Genomic DNA, 24,465 nt, shown 5'->3' with positions numbered 1-24,465 from the left:
AATGGTTTGCCGGGCATTTCTTACAATTCTCAGGTTAATTTTGCTATTAACGCCCCCCGCTTTTTATACGCTTCAATACTTTTAATTGCGGCGCTCCGGCCTAATTCAACCATTTGTTCAGCTTTAAAAAAATCATAACCTGAACAAGATAACCGCGATATATTGATTATCATATCCGGCGAATGCTTTTCCAATGCCAATTGTGTGTTATGATAGGTCATTAAACTAAGCGTTTTATTGATCACGTCAAAATAACCAAGTCTTGATTCGGCATGGTTTGAAGGCAGTATGCCCTGTAGCTGACCGAAAAACGATTTGATCTTTTTCTGATAAACGGATTGTTTGGCTACAGTTTCATTTTCGGCAATTACCGGCTTATCCACTGGTACGTCAGCGTTTACATCTATCACGATCAATATATCGCCAGGCACTCTTGTTACATGATTAATAGGGATATTATTGATAATACCGCCATCTACCAGCAAGCCGCCGTCCGCAGTTTTTACCGGGGTGAAAATGGTTGGTATGGCAATAGAAGCTCTTACAGCATCAAATACGCTCCCGCTTGTAAAAACTACTTCCTTTCTGTTGATAATATCTGCAGCCACAGCAGCAAATGGTATATCCAGATCTTCAATATTTGCATCAAGGATAAACTGCTTGGTTATGTTGAACAGTTTGTCGCCCCTAACCAGCCCGTGTGAGCTGAAACTAAAATCAACCAAACTAAATACTTTTAACTTATCAAGGGAACAAAGCCATTGCTTGTACTCTTCCATTTGGCCAAGGGCATAAACCCCAGCTACAACTGCCCCCATTGACGTACCTGCAATTGATGCTATCTCAAAGCCCATTTCTTCAATCACCTCTATTGCTCCAATGTGTGCAATTCCCCTGGCGCCACCGCCAGATAGCACAAGGGATACCTTCTGTTTGGTTTTATTGTTTTTTCGTTTCAGGCTTTCATCACTCTTCATATTCACAAAAATTAATAATAAACTTATTCCACGGATATTTCAACCGCTAAAAGCTGTTTATACGTAAGCCGCCAGGCAAGGTAATATAAACTAAGCAAATAAATTAATCTGATTAAATTGCGATGCTTAATTGGCTATGCCGATTCCGGCAAACCCTGGAATCTGGCTTCTGATTAAAAAAAGAATATTATACAACCCGCTTACCTATCCGCTAAACGCATATCATTATTCCGGCATAAATTAAAATAATCAACAGGTATGTATTGCTTTTTAAAATGGCGCTGATCCTGGAACAAGCTATCGGGCATATACGCTATGTTTTTAAAATAGACTATAAATTCGTTTTTCATACCGCATTTTTCAAATTCATTCATATTGGCCGAAAGCTGCATTACGCATTTTTTATTTGCAATGGTTACCGGCGGACAGTAAATACTGAACGGCATTTTATTAGTTGAACAGAGTAACCTGATTTTTACCAGATAATCATTTGATACAGGCGAAATAAGCCTGAATGAAGCCGGGCCGTCACTTTTACTATACGCTGGAGACCAGTTGGTATTCAGGATAAATGGCAGCTGCGAGGTATAATAAAACGGGATTTTCCTTATCTGGTCAAGGCAGGCCGCAGTAAAATACTTCTCATTTTCGGGCTTATAAAAAGGTTTTAAAAAGTAGTGGTAGGATATCGTCTGATCCAGGTTATTCCGTAACGTGCTTGGACCAACTATCAATACCACTTTACCAGGCAAGTTGTTCCTGTTCTTTTTAATAAAATTCTGCAGTAAAATATAATATCCTGCCATTGAAATAGCCTGATTACAGGTAAGCGAATAAATGGAATCGTTATAGGTTTTGTTATCATACAACTGCTTTCCCATGCTATCGCCGATGATGAGTATCTTTACCTTTTTTTGTACTTTGCTTTTCCTTATCGAGATGTATATCTCATTACCATTTACAGCCAGTTCATAACTTCTTGTAAAGTAGGAATACAAACTCTCCATACTTACCAAAGGCAAGGCTACCATGCCGAAAAGCAACAACCTGTGTAAAAATTTCCTGATATCCATTTTCACGGGATTAAAATTTGAAATAAATATACCCTTGCTGTGTGCCGCCGAAATAGCAAACAAAATAGATTAGCGCAATATATATCCCCCACCTTACGGTTTTATATCTTATCCATTCTATCTGCAATCCATGCTGCTTATTGCGTTGCAGCCATTCAACAACCAGCATAATCAGTATCGCCTTAAAAATTGTGTTATTGAACATCTGTGGGCCGGTGAATAAAGACATTGAAAATATCCCCCTAAAATACTCCAGCGCCTCTTGCATAGTTGCTGACCGGAAAAGCACGCAGCCCATTGTTACCAAAAAAAAGGTAGTCAGTATCTGTATCGCTTCCGTTAATGATGGAAATATCCCGACTGTTGCCGCTACACGATGTTTTTTATTTTTAGCTGATAACAAGGCAGGTAAAAACAACAAGCCATTGAGCAAGCCCAGCGTTAAAAACGTCCAGTTTGCACCGTGCCAGAAACCGATCAGGATAAACATCAGCATAATGTTACGCGCCTGCTGCCACCAGGTTCCGTATCTGCCACCCATCGGAGCATAAAAATAATCGCGGAACCATGTGGATACCGAAATGTTCCAGCGTCTCCAAAACTCCGGTATATTCCGCGAAAAATAGGGATAAGAAAAATTGCGCACCAAATCAAACCCAAACAGCCGGGCTGTGCCTATGGCGATGTCTGAATATCCAGAAAAATCACAGTATATCTGAAAAGTAAACAGCAAAGCGCCATATAGTAATGTACTTCCCCGGTAATCACCCGGCTGACTGAATATGATGTTTACATCATGCGCGCAATTATCAGCAACCACAATTTTTTTAAATAGTCCCCATAATATCTGCCGCATCCCGTCCGCAGCTTTGCTGTACTCAAAATTTCTGGATAGCTGTATCTGCGGCAGCAAATGTTTGGCCCGCTCAATGGGCCCTGCAACCAACAGCGGGAAGAAACTGACAAAAAGAGAATAGTCTACAAAATTGCGGGTGGGTTTGCACCTTTGATAATAAACGTCATAAACATATGATAGCCCGTGAAAGGTGTAGAATGATATACCTACAGGTAAAATAATATCTAATGCCCATATATGGGGCTGATTGTCTATCGACCCAAACAAGCTTACCAGTGAGCCCGCCAGAAAATTGAAGTATTTAAAGAAACATAAAAACCCGATATTTATAATAACACTTAAATACAACCATGTTTTTTTAGTCCGAAGACTTTTTGCATGGTAAATTCTTAGGCCCGAAAGGTAATCGAGTGAAGTAGAAAAAGCCAGTAAAAAAAGGAAGCCATACCCCCACCACCCATAAAACACATAACTAGCCAGAAGCAAAATAAAGTTCTGCACCGGCAACCCTTTTTTTGCGACAGCCCAATAGAGTAAAAACACTACCGGAAGAAAAATGGCAAATATGATTGAATTAAAAAACATAGCTATCAATCAGTCTGTCGTTTATTCTGTAAAGGGGATACCGTAGTAAGTATCAGTCGAATTATATATGATTGCAGTTGCGCCTAATACCACACCAACAATGCCTGTAACCAGCAAAACTGTCCCTACGGTGTTAGCTTTTTTTACTGCCAGGTTTACCCCCTTAAAATCATTTCTTATCACATTGCCATTTTTATCGAAGGTGAATATCAGGTATCGGTCGTACCGGTTAAAATCGGCCACATCTACCGTTTTTGTATTGGGGGTTTTCCCAATTACGTGCCTGTTAAACGGATCGCTCTTTTCATATTGATAAAGCCATTGCTCTGTCGAATCGCTCACTTTTCGCTCGGTAGGGGTCCCAAATTTCTTCGATACAGACGCTTTTGTCTGGTACATATCCAGCACCTGCTCATGTGTATAAATAGTTTTGGTACAGCTAAATAGTAATAATGAACTCATTACTGCTATGCATTGGATCAGATTTTTCATGATATTTTGTTTTAGGATTTGAAGAAAAGTTCTTGATTATTGGATCGAAAAAACAACCCGGAAGACCTGGAAGAAATCAACCCTGTCTCCACGGGCTATCCCCCTAACTATTTAAGCTTAAAGACGATGATTGAGCGAAACAACCCCATGTAATTCCACCCCGCTAATAATAAGGTTAACAATATTTTTTTCATGATAATAGGTGTTTAGTGTTGATCTTATAATAATTTACTTTTTAATATCCCGGTGACATTTATAAAGTAAATCTATCATGATGTAACGCTCGTTAAAAATTGGAAAATCAGCGAGTTATATAATATACAACAAATAATAGGATATCCAAAGCACTATTGGAAATTAGAAGTAATTATTACTATATTTAATTAAATATTAAGCCCCTGTAGTATTTTTTGCAAATAATAACTTTTTGATTATTAAATAATACTAAAAAACAGGCCCGGCTTAATGGATGCGAATCAAACCCAGCAATTGTTTTTTAAACATATCAGGTCCAAACTGCCTGTCCACCTTTCTTTTGTGGACGAAGTAGCTGATCTGTTGAGTATAAGTAACGACAGTGCCTACCGGCGCATCAGGGGCGAAAAGCCATTGGGCCTTGAAGAGATAAGGATGATCTGTAATAAATACCATGTCTCTCTTGATCAGCTATTACAAATACAAACAAACACGGTCATTTTTTCGGGCAATAAGCTTGATATTCTTTCCTTCGGCTTTAATCAATACCTGGCAGACGTGGTCAAAAACCTGGAGTATTTCAAGGCCATGGGTAACACACATCTTTACAGTTACAATAAGGATATACCTATTTTCCATTTTATGTCTTTCCCCGAATTAAGGGCTTTTAAGTTTTTTTTCTGGAAACGCACCCTCATTGGCTACCCCGAGCTGGCCAAACAGCAATTTACCGGGATAGAAAAGGATGAGGAAACTATTGAGCTTGCAAATAATATCACCATCCTCTATAACCAGATACCATCAACCGAAATATGGAATGAGGAGAATGTGCACAGCACCATAAGGCAGATAGAGTTTTACCGGCAGTCGAACATTTTTGCTGATAAACACATACTGGCAAAAATATATGAACAGCTGAACGAACTGCTTAACCGCTTAGAGCTACAGGCCGAATACGGTAAAAAGTTTTTACCCGGCCACCAGCCATTGCCTAATGCTGCAGCTTATAATATCTATGTTAATGAATGCCTTATTGGCGATAATACCATATTTGTGAACAGCGACAGCCGGAAGGTAACTTGCCTTAATCATAACGGGCTCAATTTTACAGTAACCCAGGATCACAACTTTTGTGAATATACCTTCAAAAACCTGCACAACATTATCCGCAAATCGACCTATATCAGCACGGTGGGCGAAAAAGAAAGGAGTATGTTCTTTAACACCCTCCGGCAGAAAATACATGAACGGAAATAGAACATAGGCTGAAAACAATACGCTTTATTCCTTGCCCAAATCCGCTTAGGCAGTGCAAATTTTCTAATTTTGCGCTCAACTTTATGAATATACTCAAATCCTTTTCCCTGTTTATACTGGCAGGCCTGTGCGAAATAGGCGGCGGCTACCTGGTATGGCTATGGCTAAAATCTGATAAACCCCTGTGGTATGGCATACTTGGTGGCTTGATCTTAGTGTTGTATGGCATAGTGGCCACCTGGCAAACTGCCAACTTTGGCCGGGTATATGCTACTTACGGCGGAATATTTATAGTGATGGCTTTGCTTTGGGCATGGAAAGCAGATAACTTTAAACCCGATAAATACGATATTATAGGCGCCATGGTAGCCTTAATTGGCGTATGTATTATCATGTACATGCCCCGCAAATAGTGCTTATGAAATTCAAAAAGATAACCCTCTCACAAGTTTTTAAGGTATTGCTGGTGCTGTTTACGGCTGCAGTCCTTTTCAGTGCAAGAGTAAAAAGCTGGGTGATGATGGGTCTTATGGCGCTTGGATTTTATAATCCGCATATCCCGCAGATAAAACCCGGCGAAAAACTGCAATCTGCCCCAACCCTGGTAGTGCAGACAGTTGACGGCAAAGTGCTTGATCTGCAGCAGCAAAAGGGTAAGGTGGTTTTTATCAACTTCTGGGCGACCTGGTGCCCGCCGTGTTTGGCAGAGCTGCCCTCTATTAATGATCTGTATTTGAAAGTAAAAGACAATCCCAACATCGTTTTCCTTTCTATCGATGCGGACAATAATCTGCCAAAATCATCCCTGTTCCTTAAAAATAAAGGGTATCTGTTCCCGGTTTATAGCGGCAACCTCACACTGCCACCTGCGTTTTACTCAGGCAGCATTCCCACTACGCTGGTGATCGATAAAAAAGGTGATGTGGTATTCAACCATGTCGACAGAGCCAATTATGCTGATGAAAAGTTTGAGCAGTACCTGATCAGCCTGAGCAACCAATAAATTACCCAGGCAAAACACACCTAAGCTGCATTTACTTTCAGGCGACGCAAAAATGTAAAGAAATAGGGGCCCAGGCTTCCTCCAAACCGGGGGTTAATTTCAAATATGTATAGCTTGCCATCAACTACCTTGTAATCAAAACAACAAAGCCCTTCGAAACCAATGGCCTCAAGTACAGACGAAAAAGTATCTAAATAGGCGCAATTACTTATAGTTGAGTAAACGCTTTTGTCGATACCATTAACGGGTAGTCGTTTAGGAAAAGTATGTTTGATAGTTAAGGTGGTTACTATCCTATGATCCCTGAATAAAATATGCGTGGCATACTCGCTTTTCCCTTCAACTATCTCCTGCCGAAAATAATCAGGGCTATTGATCATATCCTTAAATTTCGCCTCCGCTTCGGCGTTTAAAATTAAATGACTGTTACGGCCGCCCAAATCAACCTTCTTCTTTAAAAAATATGGGGTGGGCAGGTTATTACTTATTTTGGGCACTATATCCTTAAATCCTTTTTCAACAAGTGTCTTGTTAAACAAGTATTTATCGTCACAAATATTAATAGCTTCCAGGACTGGTAACGGGATGCGCCTATCTCCGGTCAAATGCGCCATTTTACTCGCCACCCTTACATCATTAACATTTAAAGGCACCAGCAAATCGCCTTTGCGTATATTTTCCGCTGCAAAACCGTCAAAATGTATCTCATAGCGTAGGAACAGGAATCCGCGACGGATATTTTTCTCAAAACCCTCATTGGCTGAAAATAATATCCTAATACCCGGCACCGGGAATAAATATGCTCTGGCCTTTTCAAATGTAAAAAAACCAACTTTGGAAATAGATATCGCGAAAGCCCTAAAACTCGAACCAAAATTTAGTTTAGGTTGTGCAGATAATGCCATATTAAAAAATTCAAATTATTAAAGATTGTAAGCAATAAAATAGTTCGTGGGTTCTTTGCAAATACCGGCAGGATAGGCCTGGATTGCAATTGGTTTTCGTATAACAAGTATCGCAATATTTATTTAAAAAACCAGAAATATGGTGCAACTGTCAATGCCATAATTGTGAAATAAGTTTTAGCTGTCGCAAATATAATGAATAAAATATCAGGCCAATTTCATTCGCATTGGGGTATTAACAACAAAATTGCGCATTTTTTATAACCACTTATTGCAGTGATAGTTGCAATTGCTGATGTTTTTCAGGTTCAAACAAATATCGCCCTCTGCCTAAAATTTCATAATTTTAGGCCATGGTAGAATGTACACCTGCACTATTTAAAACATTTGAGGCGCTAACAGAAGTGCCGGAAGAACAGCTGCAATGGCTGATAGACCAAAGCGACTGCAATGATTACGCTGATGGGGAGTTTTTGGCCGAGCCGGGCAGTCCGATATCAGGCACCTGGTTTGTTATCAGTGGCAAAGTACGTTTGTATTTGCCAATTGGGGGTGTAAAACGCGAGATCGGCGATATTAAAACGGGCGAGATCAGCGGTTATTTACCTTATTCGCGTGCCAAAACGGGCACAGGTTATATCGTAGCTATAGGCCCTGCGCAAGTTATGATCTTCCCCAAAGATAAGATGGATACAATGATCAGGACACAGTTTGAACTTACCCAGGCCCTGGTACATGTCATGACAAATCGTGTTCGCTCCTTCACTACGCTACAGCAACAGAATGAGAAGATGCTGGCGCTTGGCAAATTATCTGCAGGATTGACGCATGAACTGAACAACCCGGCATCAGCCATAGTGCGCGACTCGGAATCACTGTTGAAGCATTTACAGATGGAGCCGCACAGCTTTAAATCGATGATCGCTATCCGCATGGAACCCGAACAAGTTGACGCGGTAACCGATGAATTTTTCCGTTTCTTAACACAGCGTAAAGAAACTAATCTTACCATACGGGAACGTGCGGATAAAGAAGAGGAGCTAACCGATCTGTTTGATGAACTGGAAATGTTTTATGACCCTGAGCTGCCGGAGAATTTTGTAGAATTTGGATTTGAACCCAAGGATATTCTGGCTTTCAAAGACCATATTCCTCATCAATTTTTATCGCCGGTATTTAATTGGATGAATACCCTTTTGGTTACCGACAGAATGGTACAGGATATTGGTGAATCAGCACGACGCATTGCAACACTGGTAAATTCGGTAAAAACCTATACCCATATGGACCAGGGGCAGGAAAAACAATATGCCGATATCCGTATCGGTATAAAAAATACCTTCCAGATGCTGATCTACAAGATCAAAAAAGGGAATATTACAGTGGTAAAGGAATTTGATGAAACACTGCCGCCGGTAAAGGCACAAATAGGCGAACTGAACCAGGTATGGACCAACCTGATTGATAACGCATTAGATGCGATGGAACCTAACGGCAAAGGCACACTCACTATTAAAACAGAAAGGGATAAAGAATTTGTACAGGTAACCATTGGTGATGACGGCCCCGGTATACCCGATGAAATACGATCGCGTATCTTCGATCCGTTTTTTACTACGAAGGAAATGGGGAAAGGCACCGGTATGGGCCTCGAAGTAGTACAAAGGATAGTGAACCAGCATAATGGTTCCATAAAAGTAAATTCAGAACCGGGGCATACAGAGTTTATTGTGTGTTTCCCTATAAATGGATAGTTTTTTAGTTGACTAAGTGAGTGGTTGATTGAGTTGATTAGGTTATTAAAAATGGTTGATTAAGAGAGTGGTTGATTGAGTTGATTAGGTTATTAAGTCAAAAACTAATCTAACTTAATCAACTAAATCCAACTCAATCAACCTAATCTAACCCAATCAAACCAACCCAATCCAATCAACTAATACAATTTTAATCTAACTCAACAACCCATGAACAAACCTATTATATTTTCAATAGACGATGATCCACAGGTGCTGCGGGCCATTAGCCGCGACCTTAAATCGCAGTATAATTCCGAATATAAGATCATCAGCACCACTTCGGCAAATGAGGCGCTGGAAGCATTGACTGATCTAAAAAACAGCGGAGATACCGTTGCCATGTTTTTGGTTGATCAGCGCATGCCCGAAATGGAAGGTGTTGATTTTCTGCAACGCGCCATTAAAATATATCCCGAGGCCAAACGCGTGCTGCTTACTGCCTACTCTGATACGGTAGCCGCCATCAAAGCCATTAACGTGGTGCAACTGGATTACTATCTTACCAAACCCTGGAACCCGCCCGAAGAAAAACTATACCCGGTAATAAACGACCTGCTCGACGATTGGCAGAGCCACTATACACCGGATTTCAAAGGCATCAAGCTGATAGGTTACCAGTTTTCACCAAAATCGCACGAGATAAAGGATTACCTGGCCGGCAACCTTATCCCCTATCGCTGGTTTGATATCGAGAGCAATCCCGAAGCCAAAACACTGCTCGAAGTAAATAATATGAGCAACCATGACCTTCCGGTGATCATTTTTGAGGATGGCGCATGTTCGTGTATGCCCACCATCAGGCAAATTGCGGATAAGGCAGGCCTGAACCCGCAGATAAAGAATGATATCTACGATGTAGTGATCATAGGCGCTGGTCCGGCAGGATTGGCAGCTGCAGTATACGGTTCATCCGAAGGATTAAAGACCCTGCTGATAGAACGCCGCGCCCCGGGCGGACAGGCAGGAACAAGTTCGCGTATCGAAAACTACCTGGGTTTCCCAGCCGGATTGAGCGGTGCCGACCTGACCCGCCGTGCCATCAGCCAGGCTACACGGCTTGGTGCGCAGTTTCTTTCGCCCCATGCCGTAAAGGAGATCAGGCAAAAAGATGGCTATAAAAAGATCATCCTTGACGACGGCCCCGAGGTAGTAAGCCGCGCAGTGGTAATAACCACCGGGGTTGATTACCGCAAGCTCGAGGTAAAAGGCGTAGAAAACTTCACAGGCGCCGGCATCTATTACGGCGCGGCCACTACTGAAGCCAGCGCCTGCAAGGATAAGAGTGTGTTTGTTATCGGCGGGGGCAATTCGGCCGGGCAAGCGGCTATGTACCTGTCCAAATTTGCCGAGAAAGTGAATATCATTATCCGTCGTGAGGATCTGACAAGCACGATGTCGGCATACTTGATTGAGCAGATCAGGCTATCGCCCAATATTGAAGTAATGGGCAATACAGAGATATGCGAAGCCATTGGTCATAATTATCTCGAGCAGCTCACATTCACCAATATTAAAACGAAGGAAAAAAATACCTATGATGCTGCCGCCCTGTACATTTTTATAGGTGCAAAACCGTATACCGACTGGGTGGGCCTGGATATCATCAAAAATGATAAAGAGTTTATCGAAACCGGCCGCGATCTGGCCACTCACGATAATTTCCCTAAAGTATGGAAGCTCAAACGCGATCCTTATTTGCTGGAAACCAGTTGCCCCGGTGTATTTGCCGCAGGCGATGTACGCGCCGGCGCCATGAACCGCGTTGCATCCGCCGTAGGCGAAGGTTCTATGGCGATTAGCTTTGTGCACAAGTATTTGGCAGAAGTGTAAGTTCACTCCGAATCCCTCTTTCCGCGTAGCAGCGAAGAGAGGGTGGTCGAGCGAAGCAATGACCGGGTGAGTTAAATCGCCCGCCTTCATTCATACTTAACTTTAACAAAAAATTCAGATTCTCTACAGAATTTATTTCTAACTTGTTAAAAAAATTTCCCCTGGCATGGATAATTTATACTATAAAATAAAAACTATCATTCAATCGAAAACTTGTACCACACACAACCTGCACCCTTTAGTAAAATTTGATGACGGTATTATAGATATCAATTGCTGTTGCGGTCCTTTTAAAGTGATCTGTATTAAGGAGATCAATGAACTTTTAAAAGAGACCAATGATGTTAAAGAAATTAGTCCTACAAAAAAACGTGCAGATGATGAGTAGTTTGTCCTAATATTGTACCTGTTTGTGTTGTTATCAACCCCAATAATTTACTATCTTTCCAACACAATTAAATGCTATGGACGACCAGGTATGTGAACATTTACAAGCCATCAAAAAGCTAAAGCACCCCAAAGATTACGTGTGCGAAGAGTGCATCAAAAACAACGGATCGTGGGTGCACCTGCGCACCTGCCAAACCTGCGGCGTAACATTGTGTTGTGATAGTTCGCCTATGCAGCATGCTTCTAAACATGCCCGCGAGGCCGGTCACCCGGTAGTGATCTCTGCCGAGCCTGGTGAGCGTTGGTTATGGTGTTATGTTGATGAGGAAATGGCGGAGTATTGATGAAGTCGGAAAGTCCGGGTTCGGAGGTCAGAAAGCTCAACAGCTTCAGCAAAACTTACTCTACCCTTCTTACTCTCAAGGCCACCGCTGTTTTGTTTGATTTTACTCGAAGCTGTTCTGCTGCCAGGGAAGAAGCCTCACCTAAACGACGAGGCCCTCATGAACTCTTTTAAAAAACAACCCCAGCCCGTCCGCTATTAATAAACCTAAAATAACTCGTTGATTTTCAAAAAATTATATTAGGAAAAAAGGAAAAAGTTTCTTTAATTTTATTATACAATTAAACTTAACCAATCATATCATGACGAAGTTCCTGATCAAAGCTTCTTATACCTCAGAAGGTGTAAAGGGGCTACTTAAAACTGGTGGCACATACAGGAAACAAGCTGTTGAAAAAGCCATTAATGACTTAGGCGGTACAATGGAAGCATTCTATTTTGCTTTCGGCGAACATGATGCTTACGTGCTGGGCGAACTACCGGATACAGTATCCGGGGCAGCTCTGGCACTGAATGTAAATGCGTCCGGGTTGGCGTCTGTTACCACCTCAATTCTTCTCGATCCTGAGGATATTGATAAAGCGACAAAGCTAACTGTCAATTATCGGGCTCCCGGTAACTGATATCTATTTTCTGCTATTTAATTATTCTCATTTGCCAACAAAACAGCTTCGGATGAAACCAGGCAAAACAATGGTGGCCATGAGCTGAACGAAACATCGTTATAACTACAAAGAGGCCCGGTTAGTACAAACTAAGCGGGCCTCTTTTCGAAAAGCTGATTTACTTACTTACGGTGCTTCATCGATGTGTCTTTCTTCATTGAAGTATCGCGTTTCATTTTATGTTTAGATGTATCCTGTTGTAAAACAGGGTTGGCTGACGCGACTAATGTTCCTAAAGTGAATACTGATAATATCACTGCTGCAATTAACTTTTTCATAATTTCTAATTTTAAATTTTGGTTAACCAATAAGCGGTTATCTATTATTTCCAACACGACGCCCAGTATTTTGTTTTGAGAAATTTATTTTACTAAATAGAAATTACACCTTCACGCATATACTATAAATTAAAAATTACTATATTTTTATAACAATCATTATCAACAAAAAGGTTCTTCAAAAGCAGCATGCCTAGTATTAACAGGATTGAGGATGGACAATATTTATGTGCATAAAACTCCAGGGCGCCGGATTAATCTTTTACCAAAACATATCACAATTTTTACCTGCTTCTCCTTTTAATGAACCCTTAATTCTTTACATTTACCCTGATTAACTATTAAAATGATTTATGAAAACATTTCTTACCGTATCTGCACTGTTGCTTGCAGGCAACTGCCTTATGGCGCAAACCAATAATGAGCTTAGCCCGAAGGAAAAAAATCAAGGCTGGCAACTGCTGTTTGACGGAAAAACCACTCAGGGGTGGCACAATTACTTAAAACCTTCTGCCGGACCAGCATGGACCGTGAGTGATGGTATTTTAAAGTTGGATCCATCAGTAAAAGAAGGTCGTGGCGATATTGTGAGCGATAAGGAATACGAAAACTTTGAACTATCAATAGACTGGAACATAGCCGAAGAAGGTAACAGCGGTATCATGTTTACTGTGCACGAAGATAAGGCTTATGAAAATACCTATATCACTGGCCCGGAATACCAGTTGCTGGATGATAAAAAAGCAGAGGACAATAAACAGGCGAACCACCTGGCCGGATCGCTTTATGATATCATAGCGCCAACAAAAGCAGCAGAAAATCCTGCGGGCCAATGGAACCATACCATCATACGTCTTAAAAACGGTGAACTTACTTTTTGGCTTAACGGTGTACAAACTGTTAAAACAACCCTTTGGGATGCCAACTGGGCAGAACTGGTTGCCAAAAGCAAATTCAAAACCTGGAAAGATTTCGCAAAATTTCACAAAGGACACATATCGCTGCAGGACCACGGCTATCACATTATGTTCCGTAATATCAAAATACGCGAAGTATAAGCACTGGTTGTAACAATAAGGTTACTTACACGTACAAAGGCAAATGGTAACGATAACTCGCTACCATTTGCCTTTTTATTAGCGTTTTGAATATAAGGTCCCACTAATCTATTGCCAGTGCTAAAAAAGCTTTTACTTATTTTATTTGTGGCCACAGCTTTTTTAAGCAGTTGTAAAAAGGATACCGGCACCAATGTTACTATAACACCTGCTGATCTGGCCAGCGTAAACGCGCAGTTAAAAGGAAGCTGGGTGTTCCCCGTTAAAACTTTAACTGTACTTGACGATAATGGTAAAGCCATGTTTCCGCCACAAAACCTGGCTGCATCAGCATTCTATTTTGATGGATTTATGCACGTAGATATTATGCCTGATCCTCAAACTGTATTACATGGCACTTATGTTTTATCTACCAAAAGTACAGGGGGAATATATATCCACATTGATTACCCCGATGGCAGCAATACCGATTACCAGGTAGTAATGCTCAATGGCAGTACACTTACACTGTCTGCTTCACAGCCAGATGTTTATTATCATAACGGAACGCTTGAGCCAACAGAAGCAGTAACCAGTACAAGCTTACAAAGAATAGGCTCGGGAACTGTCCTTAACGGAAACCTGGTGAAGATAACCGTAAAAAACGACTCTGTATTTAGTGTAAAGGTATATTTAACCCGTAAGGCTGATGGTAAAACCATCCTAATGGATAGTATCAATAACACCAGCAAAGCCTATTCATCAATATTTACTGCAAAAACAGAGGACCATTTGAAGGTTAATGTTATCGGCAAATTCCTTAATACTTCTATCAATGCTTATGCTGACGGCTTACCAATAGAGGGCGATGTAACCAATCTTTCGTCATACGAAACCGTTACCACTGATGGCTGGAACGTTAGTTTCCCACAATAGTGGAAATGTTAAAAACTTACATAAAATAACTGTAACTATTAGTTATAACTTACGTAAAATGGTGTTAAGGTGACCATTAAACTCACCACGAGAAGGACTTTAAACTTAATTTCTAAAAGCTGTTATGAACTATTTTTACTTGTTTTTAGGGGCCGGTACAGCTATCGTTCTTTTGATCATTTTTTATGATATAAAGAATAAGAAAAGAGTAAACGAAATACTTAGGGCTAATAAAAATATTCCCCCATTATTCATGCTTCGTTCGGCCGAATTAAAAGTTAATGCTATCAGATCGGCATTAAGCACCCCCGGTTATATAGATAGCGAAGAAACTCAAAATAACCTTATTGTACAACTGGATCAGATAATGAGCAGTTACAAAAATCGCGAAATGCCACTGGCAACGTACTATGCCAAATTGGGTTCGTTGCTTATCACAGTTAATAAAATGAAAACGCCTGATCCCGTACCTCAGGGAGAAATACAGGCGTGTTTGTAGTTGGAGTTGATTGAGTTAGATTAGGTTGATTGAGTTTGATTAAGTTGAAACTGTACGTAATAAACTTATTCAATACTTAACTCAATCAACCACTTAACCCAATCAACTTATTCAACTTAATAAACCCATTCAACTAAACAAACCATTTCACTTTTACAAGCCCTTTGACTATTATTGTTGCAAATAATATAGCATGTCTGACGATGCAATAATAAAACGACTAAAGGTGATTGTAAAAGACCATGGAGGGCAGCTTGCACTGGCCAATGCTATTGGTGTGGACCAGGGCTTTATCAGCAAAGTCATCAACAAAAAGCAGGACATCAGCTATTATCTTATCCGTAAGCTCTGTTTCCAGCTCAAATACTCGCCCGAGTGGCTCATCATCGGCACAGGTGAAAAAAAGTTAAACAAACCCGATTCAGCCAAACTCATTACCGAAATACAAATGCTGCGCACCGAAGTGGACATTCTGCACGCCCGTATGCGCGTATTTGAAATACAACTGAAAGATCTGCAGGGAGAAAACCCCGACAGCGAAAAAAAGGCCGGGTAGTGAAAAAAATACACCAGTTTTTACGGCATACCATTTTAAGCCTTATCGACTTCTTTTATTCGCCATTTAAAAAGATCATGCCCTTGCAAACCTTTAGGTATGCGGCATGTGGCGGTGTTAATACCCTGCTGGATATAAGTCTTTTTGCTATCAGCTATAATATAGTTTTAAAGAAACAAAATTTATCACTTGGCTTAATTACGCTTAGTCCGCACATCGCTTCGTTATTTATGGCTTTATGTATCAGCCTGCCAACGGGGTTTTATCTTAACCGTTACGTGGTTTTCCCGCAATCGGGTTTAAGGCGCAGAAGCCAGTTAATGAGGTATATCCTGCTGACCTGTATCTGTATAATCCTCAATTTTATATTTCTTAAACTATTTGTCGATTTCCTTGGCTGGTACCCTACCCCTTCTAAAATCGCTGCTACCGTATTGGTGGTATTTTTCAGTTATTTCAGTCAGACATTTTATTTCTTCAAAGCCAAGGAAACATCTGTTGTTAGGTAGGGTTAAATAGTTGATTGAGTTGGATTATGTTGATTGAGTTTTCGGCTAATCTACTTTAACTTATTCAACTTAATCAACCACTTAACTTATTCAACCAACCCTCATTTCACCTTCACCCACATATCTTTGTTAAAAGCCAGTACTTGCATAGCTAATCCATCGCTTCCCTTGGTAAATTTGAGCGGAAATGTCTGATCGGCATTCACAAAATCTACTTCTGATACCGGCGAAAAAGTGATCTCTTTTTCATCCCAAAGTTGCTTGAGGATGATATGATCGGTTGTTGTGGTGATCTGCAAAAAATTATCACCATCCTTCATCTGGTATTTACCTTCGAGCGTCTTAAGCTGGGCCGCGGTAAGCTGTATGGTTTTTTGCGGTACAAATTGGTAGTTATCATCACCCTTTATCCAAACGTCCCTGTCAAAAGCTAAAACCTGGGTAATGGCGCCTGTGCTGCTTTTTGTAAACTTAAGGGGAAATGAACGCTCATCGTTATAAAAGTCCAGGTCGCCCTTTTGATCAAAACTTACTTCCTGCCCGTCCCATGATTGTTTCAATACCAAATGGCCGTCAACAGCCGTGATCTGAAGAAATATGGCCTTGTTCTGATCCGATACATACCTGCCATTAAAAACATTTAACTTGTCTGTTCCGAGCTGCCCCGTTGCTTTATCCCCAACAGTTTGGGCATATAGTGCGGTCGGACTTGCAAGCAGTAACAACACTGCTAAAATAAAAGAGGGTCTTTTCATGGATAAAGAGGTTAAAGAGTTAATAATTAACATTATAAAGCATCTATACCAAGACACTTTGATCAGTCAGAACGTTACAAACTATTAATTATTTTTGATTGCCAACTGATTGTGCTATTTACATTGACCGTTATCGATAAATAACGTATTTTGCTATCACTAAATCTTATTAACATGGGCCTGCGATATTTATTAGGGATAGTCTTTTTACTTAGTTTATCGTCCTGTAAAGGACAGCTTCCTCCTAAGCAATACAATGACGCCCTTGTTGTGAATAATGAAATATGGGGACTTACTACAGATGGCAAGATCAGGACATTTAACCTTAATGATGGTTCGCCGTTGATTAAAGAGACCAATGATCTGCATAGTATAGTAGCTTTTGCAAAGGACAATAAAAGTAATATTGTAATTGCCAATTCATCCGACAGGATACAAATAATAGATCAGAAAAGCTTTAAAAGAAAAACTATCGGCAGATGTGACAGTACAGTATATGCCATAACATTTGATCATCAGAATAATTGTTATGCACTAACTGCCAAAGGTGTTGTGGATATTGGAACAGGTCGCTCCTATGTATCCACCACATCTATAAATAAAAGTATAAAGTATCAACCTGGCCTTATGGTAAAACCTGATGCCTTTTTTATAGATACCAACGACAATATATGGATTGGTTTTGGCCATGGTGAGTGGGGAGGTAATCTATTTGTATTTAATACCCGCACAAAGAAATATATAAAACTCGATACCTGCTTTAAAAATGGCATCAGCCCAGTAAAATCAATATTTGAAGGAGATGATAATATTTACATTTCAACAGGCTTGCAGCATATGCTTCTTTCCGGAAGTATAATAAAGGTTAATAATTTTAAGAGCATGCTCATTTTTGATGGTTCTGAATATTTCGATACTCCTGACGGAAAATCTCAAAAGAATCCCAATCCGCAATACATCGGTCCTGCTACATTTAATAAACAGGAAAATTGTATATATTTTTATTCGCACCAGGGCATTTTCAGGGGAAATATCAAAGATGATCTTTCAAAGATTGAAAATTGGGAGAAAATAATTAAACCAAAATTGCACTGGACAAACGGGCAATCAAATGCAGTAGGCTCACCAATGAATGTTACTAAAATTCAGGTTATGGATAGAAACAAGTTCTTTTTCGTTTCTAAAAACGATGGAATTGGGTTATACACCAGTGGCAATCTGATAATGCTTCAGTAAGTATTCTCTGTCTTATCAAGGATAATGAGTAACCAATTGAGTTTCATATTAAGTTATCACCCATTATGACTTATTTTTCAGCGGTGTTTCAGGAGATCAGGCGGCAAGTATTTTATTTTTATTGATAAATGATATCTCATAGCAGGAATCAGAAATAGCAAATATTTCAAACCCTTTATCATTTAAGTACCTGATAGCATGCTTGGTTTTAGCCTTTCCGTTTTCAACAAACCTGTCATGAAATTCAATCAGAATCTGATCTATAGATGCATTTGAATCTAAAATATTTTCGATAACCGAATATTCTGCACCCTCAATATCCATTTTTAGTATATCAATGTGCGTGTGTGCCAGCCCAGTCATGATATCTTTAATTGATTGCATTTTGACAGTTGTTTTTTCACAAACATCAATGTTATTCTGCACTACAATGCTACCCGACACATTATCAGGATTTTTAGGGAAATAAAAATCGCAGAACCCGCTTTTATCGCTTATCCCTAAATCATGAAAAGTAAATTTTGGCGGTACATCCTGGCCTTTGATCCACTCTATGGATTTCGGAGTAGGATCAAACCCAAACACCTTACAATTATGATTTTTAATAATTGTAGTGTCGAAAGAAATATCCCGGCCTATGCCGAACGAATAAATAATGGAGTCTTCATTCAGCAGATCCGGATAAACATAAAAACCACCGTACTGATTGCCATACCAAACACTTTTAAGCTTAATGCCTTTTTTTAAGTGTTTAACTTTCCCTGTTAATCTTAAAATGAGCTTTTTAATTTTCGCCTTGATAATTAAAGCCCGTTCGGCGTTGCTTTTTTTTGCCATATTTCAACCGCTCTTTAATCCGTCACTATCTCAAATTTAAGAACTTTAATTTGCTGTTAAAGTTTTAGCCGTCAATAAATAGCAAGGCGAACTTTAATGTATAACGGCGTACTACACTTTCGGTTAAAATAAATGTTTAAACACGCATATGGCACTTTTGTCGAATTAAATTCATTTTTTATAATTATATTATGAATTATATTCTCACATTATGTATATTTATTGTATGATTACTGAAACGGAACTATTTCTTGATAAAACCGATCTGCATATCCTAAAGCTGATGCAGGCCAATGCCCGCATAAGCAATGCCGATATGGCCCGCGAGCTGGGCATGGCCCCCTCGGGCGTGCTTGAGCGTGTGAAAAAGCTGGAGCAGAAAGGGGTGATACAGCAGTACACTACCCGCATAAACCCAGTGGCACTACAGCAAAAAATGCTGGCCTTTATATTTATGAAAGCTAACGACGGCCCCGGCTGTACTGATACTGCGAATGCATTGGCCCAGATACCAGAAGTACAGGAAGTGCACCACATAGCCGGCGACGATTGCTACCTGGTAAAAATACGCACCTATGATTCGGCCTCGCTGGTGCAACTGATGCGCAATCGTTTTAGCCAGATACCCAACCTGATAAGTACCCGTACCACCATTGTACTGGAGACAGTGAAAGAACAACAACAATTGTTAATACCTGAAAATTAGCAGTAAGCCTCACCTAAACGGCAAAGCCCTCATGAACGCCGTAAAAAACAAATAAAGGGTGAATAATCCTCTCTAAAGGAGAGGACTTAAAAAAAGCCATTCTCCTTTGGAGAAGGGTTGGGATGAGGCCAAGAGATAATCAAACTTATGTTGACAACCGAAAATTATACATCATGACACCAATCATTAATAGATCCGCCTCATCCCTATTGGTTATTATTGCGTTCGCTACCGTTTATATTGTATGGGGTTCTACCTACTTTTTCATTCAAATGGCTTTGCAAGGCGGCATTCCACCGCTGTTGATGGGCGCTATGCGGTTTACAATTGCCGGCTTACTAATGCTGGTATGGTGCGTTATCAAAGGCGAAAAGATATTTATTAAGAAAAGCATTATTACATCGGCCATTGTGGGCATATTGCTGCTTTGCGGTGGTAACGGGGCCGTAATATGGGCCGAGCAGAAATTGCCCAGCGCCATGGTGGCCATCCTGGTATCATCCGCACCAATATGGTTTGTATTACTGGATAGCCACAACTGGAGCGTAAACCTGCGCAACAGATCAACCATACTGGGCCTTGTTGTAGGTTTTGCCGGTGTGATATTATTGTTTAGCGAGCAACTAAGCGGAATGTTCAGCGGCGGATCAGTTGGTTCAAAGTTACCGGGTATGATATTACTTATTTTCGGTTCCATTGCCTGGTCGTCCGGATCATTATACTCAAAGCACCACCCGTCCGAAGGTTCGGCTGCAGTAAATGTTGCCTGGCAAATGGTAATTGCCGGACTGGTATTTGTATCCGGCAGTTTTATTAATCATGAGTTTATCAATTTACAATGGCAACAGATCCCGCTGCAATCGTGGCTGGCACTGGGTTATCTTATATTGTTTGGGTCGATAGCTGCTTTTAGCGCCTACGTTTGGCTGTTGCAGGTGCGCCCGGCTACACAGGTAAGCACTTATGCCTATGTAAACCCTGTTATCGCTGTTATACTGGGCGTGCTGTTTGCCGGTGAGCATATTTCCCTGACTCAGATAACCGGGCTTGTCATCATATTAGGCAGCGTATTGCTCATTAACCTATCAAAATACCGCAAGGAAAAGGCTGAAAAGCAGGAAGTGACAGAAGATATTGCTATTGAAGGAACTTCTGTGGAGGAGTGCACGACCTGACAATTAACTCACCCCGACTACACTTCGCTGGTCAACCCTCTCTTCGCTGCGCGGAAAGAGGTTTTTTTGTTAGTCGACACAAGCAATAATGTTTCAACCAATTATTATTTACAATCCCTGTAGCATTTCAACGGATAATCCCGTATAGCTTAAAAAACCTCTATACTTTACATATTTATTTTGCAGTCAGTTACTTATGAAACAATCCGGCAAACATTTGAAACTCAATTTTCCAAACTGGCTTTGGGTAATTCTTATTGTGGTGGTCGGCTCCTCTGCCTGTAAAAAAACTGATTCGACAATCGACCCCAACATAGGCCCAGTAAATGTTTACCTGGCAGGCTGGCGGTCATATCCCCCCGGTAATCAGGTTGCCACTTATTGGAAAAATGGCGTTTTAACAGATCTTACCGATGGATCAAAATATATAACAGCCACCTCCATAGTAGCATCAGGAACTGATGTATATGTTGGGGGCGATCAGTTTATCAACAACCATTCTGTAGCATTGTATTGGAAAAACGGGGTAATGGCTACGCTGACCGACACTTCGAAGGATGCTTATATAGGCACCGCAACGATATCCGGCAATGATATCTATTTTGCAGGATATGAGAATGATGGTGGCCATAAAATTGCTAAATACTGGAAAAACGGGCAGGGAGTGAATCTGACCTCGGGCGTGAATGATGCAAAAATATTAGCTATAGTGGTATCGGGTAATGACGTGTACGCGGCAGGCTGGGAATCAAACGGAACGGTTGAAGTAGCAAAGTATTGGAAAAACGGAACAGCAGTAAGCTTAAGTGACGGATCAAATAGTACAGAAGCCGGTAGTATTGCTGTTTCAGCAAATAATATTTATGCATTACTGACGGAGTATATGCAACCATATCCCTGCCCCTATTGTGGCAGGGCCCCGGTTGGAACAGGTGTTTTCACGATCTGGAAGAACGGGTCAATAATTGCAACTGCCACGCAGAGTCAAAGTTTCAGCGCGATTTCTGTTGCGAATAATGTGCTTTATATCGCCGGTTCTGATAGTAATGCAGCCAGTTATTTTAAAAATGGAGCTGCCTATCACCTTACAGAGGGAAGCACAGAAGCACAAGCATCAGGAATCGCTGTTTGGGATACTGATGTTTACGTAAGCGGTTATGAAAATATATCGGGCCACAATGTTCCCACCTACTGGAAAAACGGTAAACCCACACACCTCACTGATGGTACAAACAATAGTTATTCGCCCGCTATCTATTTAAATAAACAGTAAATATTGTATCCATGCAGTATCCCTGATATGGAACCCTGCGGTTCGGGGTTGAGTCAACATGGAGTCCTGATCATATCACTATTTTCCTTTTAAAACTGCAAAAAAGGAAATTCTGTATGGTTTTAAACGGGGTGACATGATCTTCGTTCATACACTTGATGCTGGTAAAATAATTACTTAACTGATCTACCAATTGTGATTCAGAATATTGTTTGATGGGTAATCCACTGCACTTTTCGGGCCCGTTTTCTGAAAAAGCACCAATAACCATATACTTGCTGATGGCTATTTGTGCTATATTTAAATAGGTATCAATCTGGTTTTCTGTGGTTAAAAAATGAAAAGCGGCGCGATCGTGCCACACATCGTATATCTCATGTGGTTCAAATTCTGTAATATCAGAAACGATCCATTTAACTTGTTTGCTTTTACTTCCTAACCGGCTTTGTGCTTTTTCCAAAGCTGTTGCAGATATATCCAATATGGTAATATCCTCATAACCTTCTTCAAGCAGGTAATCTACTAATTTACTGTCCCCGCCCCCGATGTCGATGATCTTTGCAGTTTTGGGTAAATGGAAACTATGGATGAGATCAAGCGAGACTTGCGGGATATGCTGCGTCCAGCTCACCTGGTCAGGGTTTTTGGTAGCGTAAACATTTTCCCAATGCGCTTTTCTATTTTCTTTCATTGATAAACCACATCTTTGCGGCATTAAAGGTCTTCATAATTATCCTGGTATGAAAAAAATATTCGCCCCTATAGTTTTTACGATTCTGACAATATTTGTCAGCTTATCTGCAAAGGCACAAACCTCTCCAAAACCTGTTCCGACACTGGAAGTTAGTGTCCCCTGGACAGACAGTCAATTGATAGAACCCGCTGTACTGGCAGATCATCTTAAAGAAACCGGACCAAATGGTTTTTTAATTTTAAATATCGGTGCGGTTGACGATATCCCGGGAGCCAAACATATTGGCGCAGTAAATAATGCTAAAAATATGGAAAAGCTAAAAAACACAGTAATTGCTTTACCCAAAAACACGCCCGTCGTTATTTATTGCGGATGCTGCCCCTTTGCTAAATGCCCTAATATCAGACCAGCTTTTTTGGAGATTCAGAGATTAGGGTTTACCAGCGTAAAAGTGCTGGACCTGCCAATCAACCTAAAAACCAACTGGATTGCTAAAGGATACCCTTTGGCAAGTAAATGATCAAAGGGTAGTCAACGGCTACAGGCATCCGAAGATATACCAATTAATCTTACACAGATATCACATTTCTCGTAACGAAAAAGTTGCAATTTTATTTATCCTATAGTTAACTTTATAAGTATGTTTACGTAAAAAAAGGAATACCCCATTCATTTTACATTCCTTACTTTCTGGTTAAATTATGCGTTTAAAGTCATTTAAGATCCCATTTATCTTTTTAATCATAGGGATACTTTGGGCTTTATTAAGCCAGCCTTTGCTTTCAACATTGGATCAAAACTTTAGCCCCGGTATACGTGATATCATAAGGAGTCTTAATCATTTTGTTTTTGTTGTGTTTGCGTCGATCATTCTTTATTTTGAGATCAAAAGACAGCAAAAACGGCTGTCATTATCAGAAGAGCAGTACAGGCGCCTTTTTGAGATGAACCCCAACCCTATGTGGGTTTATGATAGTGCAACCCTGCGTTTTGTTGTGGTAAATAATTCGGCCGTAGAACTGTATGGGTATACGATGGACGAATTTTCATCTATGACCATACAGGATATCCGCCCGTATGAAGAACGGAAAAAGTTGGCTGATGCCATTTATAATACGCTTGGCCATGAAGTAAGACGCAGAGGCACCTGGAAACATTTAAAAAAGGATGGCGGGCTTTTGTATATATCCATTGTAGCATATGATATGAATTTTAACGAAAAACCCGGCACACTGGTAATGGCAAATGATATTACCAGCGTAATATTAAAAGAAGAGCTCATAAAATCCCAAAACGCAGCCCTGCTTGAGATAGCCTGGCTAAACTCTCACAAAGTAAGAAAATCGCTCTGCTCTGTTATGAGCCTCACCACTTTGCTTAAGGATAGCGATAGCGAATACGAACGCAAAGAGTACATCGGTCTGATGGAAAGATGCACGCACGAACTGGATGATGTATTAAAAGCAACCAACAACCGTGTAGATGAATTAATGGAGTTTTAATTTTTAGTTGATTAAGCTTGTAAAAACTCAACTTAATCTAACTTAATAACATCCTCATCATTAACCCTAAGTATACTTTGTACGTATAAAAGCCTAATTCCTTGT

The 24,465-nt window shown here is 40.4% G+C and carries 28 protein-coding genes; 19 read left to right on the top strand and 9 right to left on the bottom strand.

Features of this window, described 5'->3' with window-relative positions:
• Positions 1 to 29 precede the first annotated feature (29 nt).
• The 4 genes from ACPPVU_RS09325 to ACPPVU_RS09310 all read right to left on the bottom strand — a co-directional run bounded on the left by ACPPVU_RS09325 (position 30) and on the right by ACPPVU_RS09310 (position 3,983).
• On the bottom strand, positions 30 to 977 hold the full coding sequence (locus tag ACPPVU_RS09325; protein WP_426671426.1) for a patatin-like phospholipase family protein: 948 nt from the start codon (positions 975 to 977) through the stop codon (positions 30 to 32).
• A 200-nt stretch (positions 978 to 1,177) separates the two neighbouring features.
• Positions 1,178 to 2,050, bottom strand: a complete 873-nt coding sequence (locus ACPPVU_RS09320; RefSeq protein ID WP_426671425.1) for a hypothetical protein — start codon at positions 2,048 to 2,050, stop codon at positions 1,178 to 1,180.
• 10 nt (positions 2,051 to 2,060) lie between these two features.
• Entirely contained in the window at positions 2,061 to 3,491 is a 1,431-nt protein-coding gene (locus ACPPVU_RS09315; protein ID WP_426671424.1) for an MBOAT family O-acyltransferase, read from the bottom strand.
• Between the two features lie 21 nt (positions 3,492 to 3,512).
• Positions 3,513 to 3,983 (bottom strand): hypothetical protein, encoded by a 471-nt coding sequence (locus ACPPVU_RS09310; RefSeq protein ID WP_426671423.1) that lies wholly within the window; start codon positions 3,981 to 3,983, stop codon positions 3,513 to 3,515.
• Between the two features lie 465 nt (positions 3,984 to 4,448).
• Between ACPPVU_RS09310 and ACPPVU_RS09305 the strand changes: the two genes are divergently transcribed.
• The 3 genes from ACPPVU_RS09305 (at position 4,449) to ACPPVU_RS09295 (ending at position 6,438) form a co-directional block, all read left to right on the top strand.
• The gene (locus ACPPVU_RS09305) at positions 4,449 to 5,435 is read left to right on the top strand and encodes a helix-turn-helix domain-containing protein (protein ID WP_426671422.1); all 987 of its coding nucleotides are present in this window, start codon (positions 4,449 to 4,451) and stop codon (positions 5,433 to 5,435) included.
• A gap of 83 nt (positions 5,436 to 5,518) precedes the next feature.
• Entirely contained in the window at positions 5,519 to 5,848 is a 330-nt protein-coding gene (locus ACPPVU_RS09300; RefSeq protein WP_426671421.1) for a YnfA family protein, read from the top strand.
• 5 nt (positions 5,849 to 5,853) lie between these two features.
• Positions 5,854 to 6,438, top strand: a complete 585-nt coding sequence (locus tag ACPPVU_RS09295; protein WP_426671420.1) for a TlpA family protein disulfide reductase — start codon at positions 5,854 to 5,856, stop codon at positions 6,436 to 6,438.
• A 20-nt stretch (positions 6,439 to 6,458) separates the two neighbouring features.
• Here the strand turns inward: ACPPVU_RS09295 and ACPPVU_RS09290 are convergent, their stop codons facing one another.
• Positions 6,459 to 7,343 carry an ATP-grasp domain-containing protein gene (locus ACPPVU_RS09290; RefSeq protein WP_426671419.1) on the bottom strand — a complete coding sequence of 295 codons (885 nt, stop codon included), beginning with the start codon at positions 7,341 to 7,343 and terminating at the stop codon, positions 6,459 to 6,461.
• 353 nt (positions 7,344 to 7,696) lie between these two features.
• Between ACPPVU_RS09290 and ACPPVU_RS09285 the strand changes: the two genes are divergently transcribed.
• From ACPPVU_RS09285 to ACPPVU_RS09265, 5 genes are all read left to right on the top strand, one after another.
• Positions 7,697 to 9,097, top strand: coding sequence for an ATP-binding protein (locus ACPPVU_RS09285; protein ID WP_426671418.1), 1,401 nt, complete (start codon positions 7,697 to 7,699; stop codon positions 9,095 to 9,097).
• A gap of 210 nt (positions 9,098 to 9,307) precedes the next feature.
• Positions 9,308 to 10,969, top strand: a complete 1,662-nt coding sequence (locus ACPPVU_RS09280; protein ID WP_426671417.1) for an FAD-dependent oxidoreductase — start codon at positions 9,308 to 9,310, stop codon at positions 10,967 to 10,969.
• A 166-nt stretch (positions 10,970 to 11,135) separates the two neighbouring features.
• The gene (locus tag ACPPVU_RS09275) at positions 11,136 to 11,357 is read left to right on the top strand and encodes a hypothetical protein (RefSeq protein ID WP_426671416.1); all 222 of its coding nucleotides are present in this window, start codon (positions 11,136 to 11,138) and stop codon (positions 11,355 to 11,357) included.
• A 76-nt stretch (positions 11,358 to 11,433) separates the two neighbouring features.
• Complete coding sequence (locus ACPPVU_RS09270; RefSeq protein WP_426671415.1) at positions 11,434 to 11,703, top strand: UBP-type zinc finger domain-containing protein; 270 nt, start codon at positions 11,434 to 11,436, stop codon at positions 11,701 to 11,703.
• Between the two features lie 301 nt (positions 11,704 to 12,004).
• Complete coding sequence (locus ACPPVU_RS09265) at positions 12,005 to 12,325, top strand: GYD domain-containing protein (protein WP_426671414.1); 321 nt, start codon at positions 12,005 to 12,007, stop codon at positions 12,323 to 12,325.
• A 164-nt stretch (positions 12,326 to 12,489) separates the two neighbouring features.
• Here ACPPVU_RS09265 and ACPPVU_RS09260 read toward each other — a convergent pair whose 3' ends face one another.
• Positions 12,490 to 12,645 carry a hypothetical protein gene (locus tag ACPPVU_RS09260; protein WP_426671413.1) on the bottom strand — a complete coding sequence of 52 codons (156 nt, stop codon included), beginning with the start codon at positions 12,643 to 12,645 and terminating at the stop codon, positions 12,490 to 12,492.
• Between the two features lie 353 nt (positions 12,646 to 12,998).
• Here ACPPVU_RS09260 and ACPPVU_RS09255 point away from each other — a divergent pair, with 353 nt between their 5' ends.
• The 5 genes from ACPPVU_RS09255 to ACPPVU_RS09235 all read left to right on the top strand — a co-directional run bounded on the left by ACPPVU_RS09255 (position 12,999) and on the right by ACPPVU_RS09235 (position 16,182).
• Positions 12,999 to 13,703, top strand: a complete 705-nt coding sequence (locus ACPPVU_RS09255; protein WP_426671412.1) for a 3-keto-disaccharide hydrolase — start codon at positions 12,999 to 13,001, stop codon at positions 13,701 to 13,703.
• 117 nt (positions 13,704 to 13,820) lie between these two features.
• A complete protein-coding gene (locus ACPPVU_RS09250) occupies positions 13,821 to 14,618 on the top strand; it encodes a hypothetical protein (RefSeq protein ID WP_426671411.1) in 798 nt (265 codons plus the stop codon).
• Positions 14,619 to 14,742: 124 nt separating this feature from the next.
• On the top strand, positions 14,743 to 15,117 hold the full coding sequence (locus tag ACPPVU_RS09245) for a hypothetical protein (protein ID WP_426671410.1): 375 nt from the start codon (positions 14,743 to 14,745) through the stop codon (positions 15,115 to 15,117).
• Positions 15,118 to 15,310: 193 nt separating this feature from the next.
• Positions 15,311 to 15,673 (top strand): helix-turn-helix domain-containing protein, encoded by a 363-nt coding sequence (locus ACPPVU_RS09240; protein ID WP_426671409.1) that lies wholly within the window; start codon positions 15,311 to 15,313, stop codon positions 15,671 to 15,673.
• On the top strand, positions 15,673 to 16,182 hold the full coding sequence (locus ACPPVU_RS09235) for a GtrA family protein (protein WP_426671408.1): 510 nt from the start codon (positions 15,673 to 15,675) through the stop codon (positions 16,180 to 16,182). The genes ACPPVU_RS09240 and ACPPVU_RS09235 overlap by 1 nt, the downstream gene beginning before the upstream one ends.
• Positions 16,183 to 16,283: 101 nt before the next feature.
• Here ACPPVU_RS09235 and ACPPVU_RS09230 read toward each other — a convergent pair whose 3' ends face one another.
• Entirely contained in the window at positions 16,284 to 16,937 is a 654-nt protein-coding gene (locus ACPPVU_RS09230; protein WP_426671407.1) for a hypothetical protein, read from the bottom strand.
• Positions 16,938 to 17,111: 174 nt separating this feature from the next.
• Between ACPPVU_RS09230 and ACPPVU_RS09225 the strand changes: the two genes are divergently transcribed.
• Positions 17,112 to 18,173, top strand: a complete 1,062-nt coding sequence (locus tag ACPPVU_RS09225) for a hypothetical protein (protein ID WP_426671406.1) — start codon at positions 17,112 to 17,114, stop codon at positions 18,171 to 18,173.
• A gap of 96 nt (positions 18,174 to 18,269) precedes the next feature.
• On the opposite strand, the gene ACPPVU_RS09220 is transcribed toward ACPPVU_RS09225, so the two are convergent.
• The gene (locus ACPPVU_RS09220) at positions 18,270 to 19,010 is read right to left on the bottom strand and encodes an FkbM family methyltransferase (RefSeq protein WP_426671405.1); all 741 of its coding nucleotides are present in this window, start codon (positions 19,008 to 19,010) and stop codon (positions 18,270 to 18,272) included.
• A 226-nt stretch (positions 19,011 to 19,236) separates the two neighbouring features.
• Here ACPPVU_RS09220 and ACPPVU_RS09215 point away from each other — a divergent pair, with 226 nt between their 5' ends.
• The 3 genes from ACPPVU_RS09215 to ACPPVU_RS09205 all read left to right on the top strand — a co-directional run bounded on the left by ACPPVU_RS09215 (position 19,237) and on the right by ACPPVU_RS09205 (position 22,164).
• Entirely contained in the window at positions 19,237 to 19,716 is a 480-nt protein-coding gene (locus ACPPVU_RS09215) for an Lrp/AsnC family transcriptional regulator (RefSeq protein ID WP_426671404.1), read from the top strand.
• A 173-nt stretch (positions 19,717 to 19,889) separates the two neighbouring features.
• The gene (locus tag ACPPVU_RS09210; protein ID WP_426671403.1) at positions 19,890 to 20,891 is read left to right on the top strand and encodes an EamA family transporter; all 1,002 of its coding nucleotides are present in this window, start codon (positions 19,890 to 19,892) and stop codon (positions 20,889 to 20,891) included.
• Positions 20,892 to 21,087: 196 nt separating this feature from the next.
• On the top strand, positions 21,088 to 22,164 hold the full coding sequence (locus tag ACPPVU_RS09205; RefSeq protein WP_426671402.1) for a hypothetical protein: 1,077 nt from the start codon (positions 21,088 to 21,090) through the stop codon (positions 22,162 to 22,164).
• A 70-nt stretch (positions 22,165 to 22,234) separates the two neighbouring features.
• Here the strand turns inward: ACPPVU_RS09205 and ACPPVU_RS09200 are convergent, their stop codons facing one another.
• On the bottom strand, positions 22,235 to 22,855 hold the full coding sequence (locus ACPPVU_RS09200) for a class I SAM-dependent methyltransferase (protein ID WP_426671401.1): 621 nt from the start codon (positions 22,853 to 22,855) through the stop codon (positions 22,235 to 22,237).
• A 49-nt stretch (positions 22,856 to 22,904) separates the two neighbouring features.
• Here ACPPVU_RS09200 and ACPPVU_RS09195 point away from each other — a divergent pair, with 49 nt between their 5' ends.
• Positions 22,905 to 23,378, top strand: coding sequence for a rhodanese-like domain-containing protein (locus ACPPVU_RS09195; protein ID WP_426671400.1), 474 nt, complete (start codon positions 22,905 to 22,907; stop codon positions 23,376 to 23,378).
• Between the two features lie 181 nt (positions 23,379 to 23,559).
• Positions 23,560 to 24,360, top strand: a complete 801-nt coding sequence (locus tag ACPPVU_RS09190; protein WP_426671399.1) for a PAS domain S-box protein — start codon at positions 23,560 to 23,562, stop codon at positions 24,358 to 24,360.
• The last annotated feature ends 105 nt before the right edge of the window (positions 24,361 to 24,465 follow it).

Source organism: Mucilaginibacter sp. McL0603 (assembly GCF_049992945.1).
Classification (GTDB): domain Bacteria; phylum Bacteroidota; class Bacteroidia; order Sphingobacteriales; family Sphingobacteriaceae; genus Mucilaginibacter.
Note: the sequence above shows the minus strand (reverse complement) of the source record. Positions and strands in the feature narration are given on the sequence as shown.

Bases quoted from the DNA above. Each gene is read 5' to 3' on its own strand.
- ACPPVU_RS09325 (WP_426671426.1), bottom strand. From the start codon at position 977: ATGAAGAGTGATGAAAGCCTGAAACGAAAAAACAATAAAACCAAACAG.
- ACPPVU_RS09320 (WP_426671425.1), bottom strand. From the start codon at position 2,050: ATGGATATCAGGAAATTTTTACACAGGTTGTTGCTTTTCGGCATGGTA.
- ACPPVU_RS09315 (WP_426671424.1), bottom strand. From the start codon at position 3,491: ATGTTTTTTAATTCAATCATATTTGCCATTTTTCTTCCGGTAGTGTTT.
- ACPPVU_RS09310 (WP_426671423.1), bottom strand. From the start codon at position 3,983: ATGAAAAATCTGATCCAATGCATAGCAGTAATGAGTTCATTATTACTA.
- ACPPVU_RS09305 (WP_426671422.1), top strand. From the start codon at position 4,449: ATGGATGCGAATCAAACCCAGCAATTGTTTTTTAAACATATCAGGTCC.
- ACPPVU_RS09300 (WP_426671421.1), top strand. From the start codon at position 5,519: ATGAATATACTCAAATCCTTTTCCCTGTTTATACTGGCAGGCCTGTGC.
- ACPPVU_RS09295 (WP_426671420.1), top strand. From the start codon at position 5,854: ATGAAATTCAAAAAGATAACCCTCTCACAAGTTTTTAAGGTATTGCTG.
- ACPPVU_RS09290 (WP_426671419.1), bottom strand. From the start codon at position 7,343: ATGGCATTATCTGCACAACCTAAACTAAATTTTGGTTCGAGTTTTAGG.
- ACPPVU_RS09285 (WP_426671418.1), top strand. From the start codon at position 7,697: ATGGTAGAATGTACACCTGCACTATTTAAAACATTTGAGGCGCTAACA.
- ACPPVU_RS09280 (WP_426671417.1), top strand. From the start codon at position 9,308: ATGAACAAACCTATTATATTTTCAATAGACGATGATCCACAGGTGCTG.
- ACPPVU_RS09275 (WP_426671416.1), top strand. From the start codon at position 11,136: ATGGATAATTTATACTATAAAATAAAAACTATCATTCAATCGAAAACT.
- ACPPVU_RS09270 (WP_426671415.1), top strand. From the start codon at position 11,434: ATGGACGACCAGGTATGTGAACATTTACAAGCCATCAAAAAGCTAAAG.
- ACPPVU_RS09265 (WP_426671414.1), top strand. From the start codon at position 12,005: ATGACGAAGTTCCTGATCAAAGCTTCTTATACCTCAGAAGGTGTAAAG.
- ACPPVU_RS09260 (WP_426671413.1), bottom strand. From the start codon at position 12,645: ATGAAAAAGTTAATTGCAGCAGTGATATTATCAGTATTCACTTTAGGA.
- ACPPVU_RS09255 (WP_426671412.1), top strand. From the start codon at position 12,999: ATGAAAACATTTCTTACCGTATCTGCACTGTTGCTTGCAGGCAACTGC.
- ACPPVU_RS09245 (WP_426671410.1), top strand. From the start codon at position 14,743: ATGAACTATTTTTACTTGTTTTTAGGGGCCGGTACAGCTATCGTTCTT.
- ACPPVU_RS09240 (WP_426671409.1), top strand. From the start codon at position 15,311: ATGTCTGACGATGCAATAATAAAACGACTAAAGGTGATTGTAAAAGAC.
- ACPPVU_RS09230 (WP_426671407.1), bottom strand. From the start codon at position 16,937: ATGAAAAGACCCTCTTTTATTTTAGCAGTGTTGTTACTGCTTGCAAGT.
- ACPPVU_RS09225 (WP_426671406.1), top strand. From the start codon at position 17,112: ATGGGCCTGCGATATTTATTAGGGATAGTCTTTTTACTTAGTTTATCG.
- ACPPVU_RS09220 (WP_426671405.1), bottom strand. From the start codon at position 19,010: ATGGCAAAAAAAAGCAACGCCGAACGGGCTTTAATTATCAAGGCGAAA.
- ACPPVU_RS09215 (WP_426671404.1), top strand. From the start codon at position 19,237: ATGATTACTGAAACGGAACTATTTCTTGATAAAACCGATCTGCATATC.
- ACPPVU_RS09210 (WP_426671403.1), top strand. From the start codon at position 19,890: ATGACACCAATCATTAATAGATCCGCCTCATCCCTATTGGTTATTATT.
- ACPPVU_RS09205 (WP_426671402.1), top strand. From the start codon at position 21,088: ATGAAACAATCCGGCAAACATTTGAAACTCAATTTTCCAAACTGGCTT.
- ACPPVU_RS09200 (WP_426671401.1), bottom strand. From the start codon at position 22,855: ATGAAAGAAAATAGAAAAGCGCATTGGGAAAATGTTTACGCTACCAAA.
- ACPPVU_RS09195 (WP_426671400.1), top strand. From the start codon at position 22,905: ATGAAAAAAATATTCGCCCCTATAGTTTTTACGATTCTGACAATATTT.
- ACPPVU_RS09190 (WP_426671399.1), top strand. From the start codon at position 23,560: ATGCGTTTAAAGTCATTTAAGATCCCATTTATCTTTTTAATCATAGGG.